The organism is Sphaerimonospora thailandensis (genome assembly GCF_016863115.1).
Taxonomy (GTDB): Bacteria; Actinomycetota; Actinomycetes; order Streptosporangiales; family Streptosporangiaceae; genus Sphaerimonospora; species Sphaerimonospora cavernae.
The window spans coordinates 46,209-52,803 of the sequence record NZ_BOOG01000050.1 but is presented as its reverse complement, the minus strand read 5'-3'; the positions used below and the strand labels follow the sequence as shown (position 1 = coordinate 52,803).

Here is a 6,595-nt window from a genome sequence, read left to right as displayed (position 1 = left end):
AACGAGCCCGTCGCCGTCGCCGTCCGCGACCCCGACGAAGCCTCCGACGAGCCCGTCGCCGTCGCCGTCCGCGACCCCGACGACGCCGCCTCCGCCCGGTGGCAAGAAGGTGATCGGTTACTTCACCAACTGGGGCGTCTACGGCCGTCAGTACTTCGTCAAGAACATCGTGACGAGCGGCTCGGCCAGCAAGCTCACCCACATCAACTACGCCTTCGGCAACGTCACCAACGGCGGGTGCACCATCGGTGACGCCTACGCCGACTACGACATGGCGTACACCGCGGCGAACAGCGTCGACGGCCAGGCGGACACCTGGGACAACCCCAGCGCGCTGCGCGGCGCCTTCAACCAGCTGCGCAAGCTGAAGGCTCAGTACCCGCACATCAAGGTGCTGTTCTCCTTCGGCGGCTGGACCTGGTCCGGCGGCTTCGGCCAGGCGGCGAAGAACCCCACGGCCTTCGCCAACTCCTGCTACAACCTCGTCGAGGACCCGCGCTGGGCCGATGTGTTCGACGGCATCGACATCGACTGGGAGTACCCGAACGCCTGCGGTCTGACCTGTGACACCAGCGGCCCGAACGCCATGACCGACCTGGTGCGGGCGCTGCGCAACAAGTTCGGCAAGGACTACCTGATCACCGCGGCGATCACCGCTGACGCCAGCTCCGGCGGCAAGCTGGACCTCTCCGACTACGCGGGCGCGGCGCAGTACCTCGACTGGTACAACGTCATGACGTACGACTTCTTCGGCGCCTGGGACGCGAAGGGCCCGACGGCTCCGCACTCGCCGCTCAACTCCTACTCCGGCATCCCGATCGCTGACTTCAACAGCGACGCGGCGGTTCAGAAGCTGAAGAGCAAGGGCGTGCCGGCGAGCAAGATCCTGCTCGGCATCGGCTTCTACGGCCGCGGCTGGACCGGCGTCACCCAGAGCGAGCCGGGCGGCACCGCCACCGGCGCGGCCCCGGGCACCTACGAGGCGGGCATCGAGGACTACAAGGTCCTCAAGAACAGCTGCCCGGCCACCGGCACCGTCGCGGGCACGGCGTACGCCAAGTGCGGCAGCAACTGGTGGAGCTACGACACCCCGGCCACCATCAACGGGAAGATGTCCTACAGCAAGAACCAGGGTCTCGGCGGAGCCTTCTTCTGGGAGCTCAGCGGTGACACCACCAACGGTGAGCTGATCACCGCGATGTCCAACGGACTCAAGTAACACTTCCAGCGGACTCAAGTAACACCGTACGACGGCACGAGGTGACCCCTCCGGCCGACGCGGGCCCCCACGCCTCCTTCCTGGTGGCGTGGGGGCCCGTTCCCGTTTCTGCTCGGCATCCAAACCGTCGCTTAAGGTGGCTTTTATGGACGCGACGAGGACGATCGTGGAGACCGTCGACAAGCTGCGGCAGCGCCGTACCGCCCCGCTCGTGCTGGAACTGGACCTGACCGAGGGGCTGTCGGAGGGACCGCCGGCCGATCCGCTCGGCGCCCTGCTGTCCATGCGGAAGGCGCGCCTCACCGACGTGCTGTCCGGCCTCAAGCGAGCCCGTCGCGACCCCCGTGTCCGCGCGCTGATCTTCAAGATCGGCGGCGTCCCGCTCGGCCTCGGCATGGTGCAGGAGCTGCGCACCGCCGTGCTGAAGCTGCGGGCCGCGGGCAAGCTGACGGTCGCGTTCGCCGAGACGTTCGGCGAGTTCGGCGCCGGGACCGTCCCCTACTACCTGGCCGGCGCCTTCGAGCGGGTCTACCTGCAGCCCTCCGGCGACGTCGGGCTCACCGGCGTGGCTCTCGAGCAGCGGTTCGTACGGGACGCCCTGGCCAAGGCCGGCATCGAGTACCAGCTCGGTCAGCGCCACGAGTACAAGACCGCGGCGAACATGTTCACCCAGAACCACATGACCGAGGCGCACCGGGAGTCGGCCGCCCGCATCGCCGAGTCGGTGACCGAGCAGATCACCGCCGGCATCGCCGAGGGCCGCTCTCTCGACCCCGAGCGGGTCCGTGAGCTGATCGACCAGGGTCCGTTCATCGGCGCCGAGGCCGTCGAGGCGGGCCTGGTGGACGGGCTGAAGTACCGGGACGAGGTCTACGCCGAGACCCTGGGAGCCGCCGGGATCGTGGGAGGCGTCGAGACCGCGAGGGGTACGGCCCGCCTGCTCTACGTGTCGAGGTACGCCAGGTCCGCGCTGCCCGGGCGGCTGCCCCGCCCCGGCGCCGACGTCGTCGCGCTCGTCCACGGCAACGGCATGATCCGGCTCGGGCGCAGCGGGCGATCCCCGCTGGGCGGCGGGGGCGCCATGGGCTCCGACACGATCTGTGCGGCGCTGCGCTCGGCCCGGCGGGACGAGAAGGTCCGGGCGATCGTGTTCCGCGTGGACAGCCCCGGCGGTTCGTACGTCGCCTCCGACGCGATCTGGCGAGAGGTCGTGCTGGCCCGGAAGGCGGGCAAGCCGGTGATCGTGTCGATGGGTGATCTGGCCGCATCCGGCGGCTACTTCGTGTCCATGGCCGCCGACCTGATCGTGGCGCAGCCGGGCACGCTGACCGGGTCGATCGGCGTGTTCGGCGGCAAGCCGGTCGTCGGGGAGCTCCTCGGCAAGCTCGGCGTGGTGACCGAGGCCGTGACCGAAGGCGCGAACGCCGGGATGTTCTCGACGACGCAGGAGTTCTCCGACGGGCAGTGGGAGCGGGTCAACGCCTGGCTCGACCGGATCTACGCCGACTTCGTCGGCAAGGTGGCCGACGGCCGCGGCCTGGACCGTGACCGGGCGCACGAGCTGGCCAGGGGTCGTGTCTGGACGGGCGCCGACGCCGTGAGGCACGGCCTGGCCGACGAGATCGGCGGCCTGGAGGACGCGCTCGTCCTGGCCCGCCGCCGGGCCGATCTACCCACGACCACACCGGTACGGACATATCCGCGCATGCACCCGCTGGAGCGGTTGATTCCGCCGGAGTCGAGCGAGGACAGGTCCGCATCCGGCGCCCGCGTCCGGCTGGAGGCGTGGGGCCCGGTCGCCCGCATCGCCGCCGATCTCGGGCTGCCCGTGTACGGCCCGCTCGTACTTCCCGGCTGGTGGACGATCCGCTGAGCGGAACCACGTGAGCCGTGCTCTCTCACTCTTCTTCCGGCGGGAGAGCCGACGCCCCGGAAGCCGATTCGCTCATGGTCGGGCGCAGCCAGACGGCGCCGAGGGGGGGTAGGCGGAGCCGTGCCGAGCAGGGCAGGCCATGGTGCGGGATCTCCTCGGCCGGCACCGCGCCGAGGTTGCCGACGCCGCTGCCGGCGTACTCGAAGGCGTCCGTATTGAGAACCTCCTCCCACTCGCCGCCGAGTGGGAGACCGAGGTGGTAGTTCTCGTGCGGGGCGCCGGAGAAGTTGACGACGCAGGCCAGCATCGAACCGTCCGAGCCGTACCGGAGGAAGGAGAACGTGTTGCCCGCGGCGTCGTCCGCGTCGATCCACCGGAAGCCGTCGGGCGTGAAGTCCTGGGAGTAGAGGGCCGGCATTTCGCGATATATCCGGTTGAGGTCGCGCACGAGACGCCGTACTCCCTGATGGAAGTCGAAGTCCAGCACCCACCAGTCCAGCCCGGCGGCCTCCGACCACTCCGCGCCCTGGCCGAACTCGCCGCCCATGAACAGCAACTGCTTGCCGGGATGCGCCCACATGAACGCGTACAGCGCCCGGAGGTTGGCGAAGCGCTGCCACTCGTCGCCGGGCATCTTGCCCAGCAGCGACCCCTTCAGATGGACGACCTCGTCATGGGAGAGCGGCAGCAGGAAGTTCTCGGAGAAGGCGTACATGAGGGAGAACGTCATCTGGTGATGGTGGTACTGTCGGAAGATCGGCTCACGGGCGAGGTAGGCGAGCGTGTCGTGCATCCAGCCCATGTTCCACTTGAAGCCGAAGCCGAGCCCGCCGAGATGCGTCGGCCGCGACACGCCGGGCCAGGCGGTCGACTCCTCCGCGATCGTGACGATGCCGGGGACCTCGCGGTAGCAGACCGCGTTCGTCTCCTTCAGGAAATCGATCGCGTCGAGATTCTCCCGGCCCCCGTAGACGTTGGGGGTCCACTCGCCCTCCCGGCGTGAGTAGTCCAGGTAGAGCATCGAGGCGACCGCGTCCACCCGCAGGCCGTCGATGTGGAACTCCTTCAGCCAGTAGAGCGCGTTGGCCACGAGGAAGTTGCGCACCTCGCGGCGGCCGAAGTCGAAGACGTAGGTGCCCCAGTCGGGGTGCTCGCCGCGGCGGGGGTCCGGATGCTCGTACAGCGGCGTGCCGTCGAAGCGGGCCAGCGCCCACTCGTCGGTGGGGAAGTGCGCGGGCACCCAGTCGACGATCACGCCGATGCCGGCCCGATGCAGTTCGTCGACCAGATGCCGGAAGTCGTCGGGGGTGCCGAACCGGGAGGTCGGCGCGTAGTACGACGTGACCTGGTAGCCCCACGACCCGCCGAACGGGTGCTCGGCCACCGGCAGGAACTCCACATGCGTGAAACCCATGTCCGTGACGTACTCGACCAGCTGGGCCGCGAGCTCCCGATAGGACAGCCCGGGCCGCCAGGAGCCGAGGTGCACCTCGTAGACGCTCATCGGCTCGGCGCGCGCGTCATGGTCCGGCCGGGCCGACATCCACTCCTCGTCGCCCCAGGCGTACTCGGACCGCTCGACGACCGAGGCGGTGGCCGGCGGCACCTCGGTGCGACGGGCCATCGGGTCGGCCTTCTCCCGCCAGACCCCGTCCATGCCGAGGATCTGGAATTTGTAGCGGGCGCCTGGCCCGATCTCCGGGATGAACAGCTCCCAGACGCCCGACCGGCCGAGCGAGCGCATCGGGTGGGCGACGCCGTCCCAGTGGTTGAAGTCGCCGATCACGCGCACGCCCTGCGCGTTCGGCGCCCACACGGTGAAAGCGGTGCCGTCGACGTCCTCGTGACGCATGACCCGGGCGCCGAGCACCTCCCACAGCCGCTCGTGCCGTCCCTCGCCGATCAGGTGCAGGTCGAGCTCGCCCAGCGTCGGCCAGTGCCGGTACGGATCATCCGTTTCGTACGGCGGAGCCCCTGGATAGGTGATCCGCAGCCGGTAATCGGGGATCTTGTCCAGCCCCGGGACGGTCACCTCGAAGACCCCGTGGGCGACGTGGCTCAACTCGTGCGCCGTGCCGTCCACAAGAGCCTCGACCTTCTCGGCGAGCGGCCGCAGCACCCGGATCGTCACACCATCCGGTCCGCGTAGATGGGCGCCGAGGATCGAGTGCGGGTCATGATGAGCGCCACCGGCCAGCCGATCGAGATCCATACCCTAACCCTGCCCCACACGAGGCCGTCATCACCACCAACGCGGGCGAGGTATCACCAGCAGCGCAAGCGGCCGCGCGACCGTCAGGCAGCCTTTTCTCCAGCTTACGCAGGGCCACCGCCAGATCACGGGCGACCGCCATCGCCCCGGCGAGCACTACGCCCTCTGACAATGGACATTCCCACAGCGGGTGTCCACGTCTTCGACCTACCAAGGGGCGGCCGGCAACGGAAGGGGAACTGGCCACTACTCCATCAGGGCCGTCAACGGCGGACACAACGAACGGCACGGCAACGCGCTGAAGAGTTTCTATGACAAATATCATGTCGCCACCCATCACGCCTTCTGGGCGCCTTCTGGGTGAGCGTCGTGCCGTAGTCATCTTCGTCGGTATATCGAAGTGGGGGTGTTGGTCATGTACGGCCGGCACCCCCACTGTCCGCAGACCAAGCAACAAGAGGTCAATGATGCAGAAACCCGATCGCGCCCTTCCTGAGGAAAGCCAGTGGGATCTACTGGCCGAACACGGACTGGAATCCTGGTTCAACTGCCAGTGGGTGGACACGGAAGACAGCAACGAGATCACCCGACGGCTGGGTGTCGATCCCCGAGACGGCACGTTGTGTGACTTTCAGACAGCCATGCAATCATACGAAGCCGGCCCGGAGAAACTCATCGTCTGGGTGGGAGAGCACTCGGCCGGCTGGTCGACCATCCTCACCGTCAGCGGCGTGACGGTGCCGCCACATCTGATAGAGGCGCTGAGCGCTGGAGGGCATCGCGTACTCGAAGCCTATTTTATGGAAGAGGTCGATCCCGGCAAGCTTCTCTACACTCATGACGGCGAATACATCGGAGAGATATTCCCTCCTTCCTCCCCTGGGGGATGGATGGAGGTCCCTGAGTTCGAGGCGCACGCGAGCGGTCTGGTGCTCAGCGACGAAATCAGCGACGCTGAAACCTTTGACCGCTACATGTGCATGGTAGGACGGATCACCGGCCGGTTCATCGACCGTGCCTGGTTCGCGTCAACGCGAACCCTGTACCACGTTCCGCACGAAGCATGACGTCGATGAACACGTGAACGAGATTCTCCAACACGTCAAGTGGCACTTCGCTCTCCTGGCCTCGTTGTTTCACCGCAGCGATCGGTTGATCTCGCGCCTGTTATGTCGCTTTGATCCCCGCCCGATTCGTCTTGTAAGTATTCAGCCCAAGTACATTTCGGCGTTGAGTGGTCACACTGTGTGACCACGTTGGAGGTCCCAGATCGGTGAGCCCACTGCGGATC

General features: G+C 67.6%; 4 protein-coding genes. 3 read left to right on the top strand and 1 reads right to left on the bottom strand.

Annotated elements, in window-relative coordinates; translation table 11 throughout:
- Window positions 1-109: 109 nt before the first annotated feature.
- Window positions 110-1,219 carry a glycoside hydrolase family 18 protein gene (locus Mth01_RS23270; protein WP_239089930.1) on the top strand — a complete coding sequence of 370 codons (1,110 nt, stop codon included), beginning with the start codon at window positions 110-112 and terminating at the stop codon, window positions 1,217-1,219.
- Window positions 1,220-1,364: 145 nt separating this feature from the next.
- On the top strand, window positions 1,365-3,092 hold the full coding sequence (locus Mth01_RS23265) for a S49 family peptidase (RefSeq protein WP_204018053.1): 1,728 nt from the start codon (window positions 1,365-1,367) through the stop codon (window positions 3,090-3,092).
- Window positions 3,093-3,117: 25 nt separating this feature from the next.
- On the opposite strand, the gene glgB is transcribed toward Mth01_RS23265, so the two are convergent.
- Entirely contained in the window at window positions 3,118-5,304 is a 2,187-nt protein-coding gene (glgB, locus tag Mth01_RS23260) for a 1,4-alpha-glucan branching protein GlgB (protein WP_204018052.1), read from the bottom strand.
- A 464-nt stretch (window positions 5,305-5,768) separates the two neighbouring features.
- On the opposite strand from glgB, the gene Mth01_RS23255 reads away from it, so the two are divergent.
- Complete coding sequence (locus tag Mth01_RS23255; protein WP_204018051.1) at window positions 5,769-6,371, top strand: hypothetical protein; 603 nt, start codon at window positions 5,769-5,771, stop codon at window positions 6,369-6,371.
- Window positions 6,372-6,595 lie beyond the last annotated feature (224 nt).

Bases quoted from the DNA above. Each gene is read 5' to 3' on its own strand.
- glgB (WP_204018052.1), bottom strand. From the start codon at position 5,304: ATGGATCTCGATCGGCTGGCCGGTGGCGCTCATCATGACCCGCACTCG.
- Mth01_RS23265 (WP_204018053.1), top strand. From the start codon at position 1,365: ATGGACGCGACGAGGACGATCGTGGAGACCGTCGACAAGCTGCGGCAG.
- Mth01_RS23255 (WP_204018051.1), top strand. From the start codon at position 5,769: ATGATGCAGAAACCCGATCGCGCCCTTCCTGAGGAAAGCCAGTGGGAT.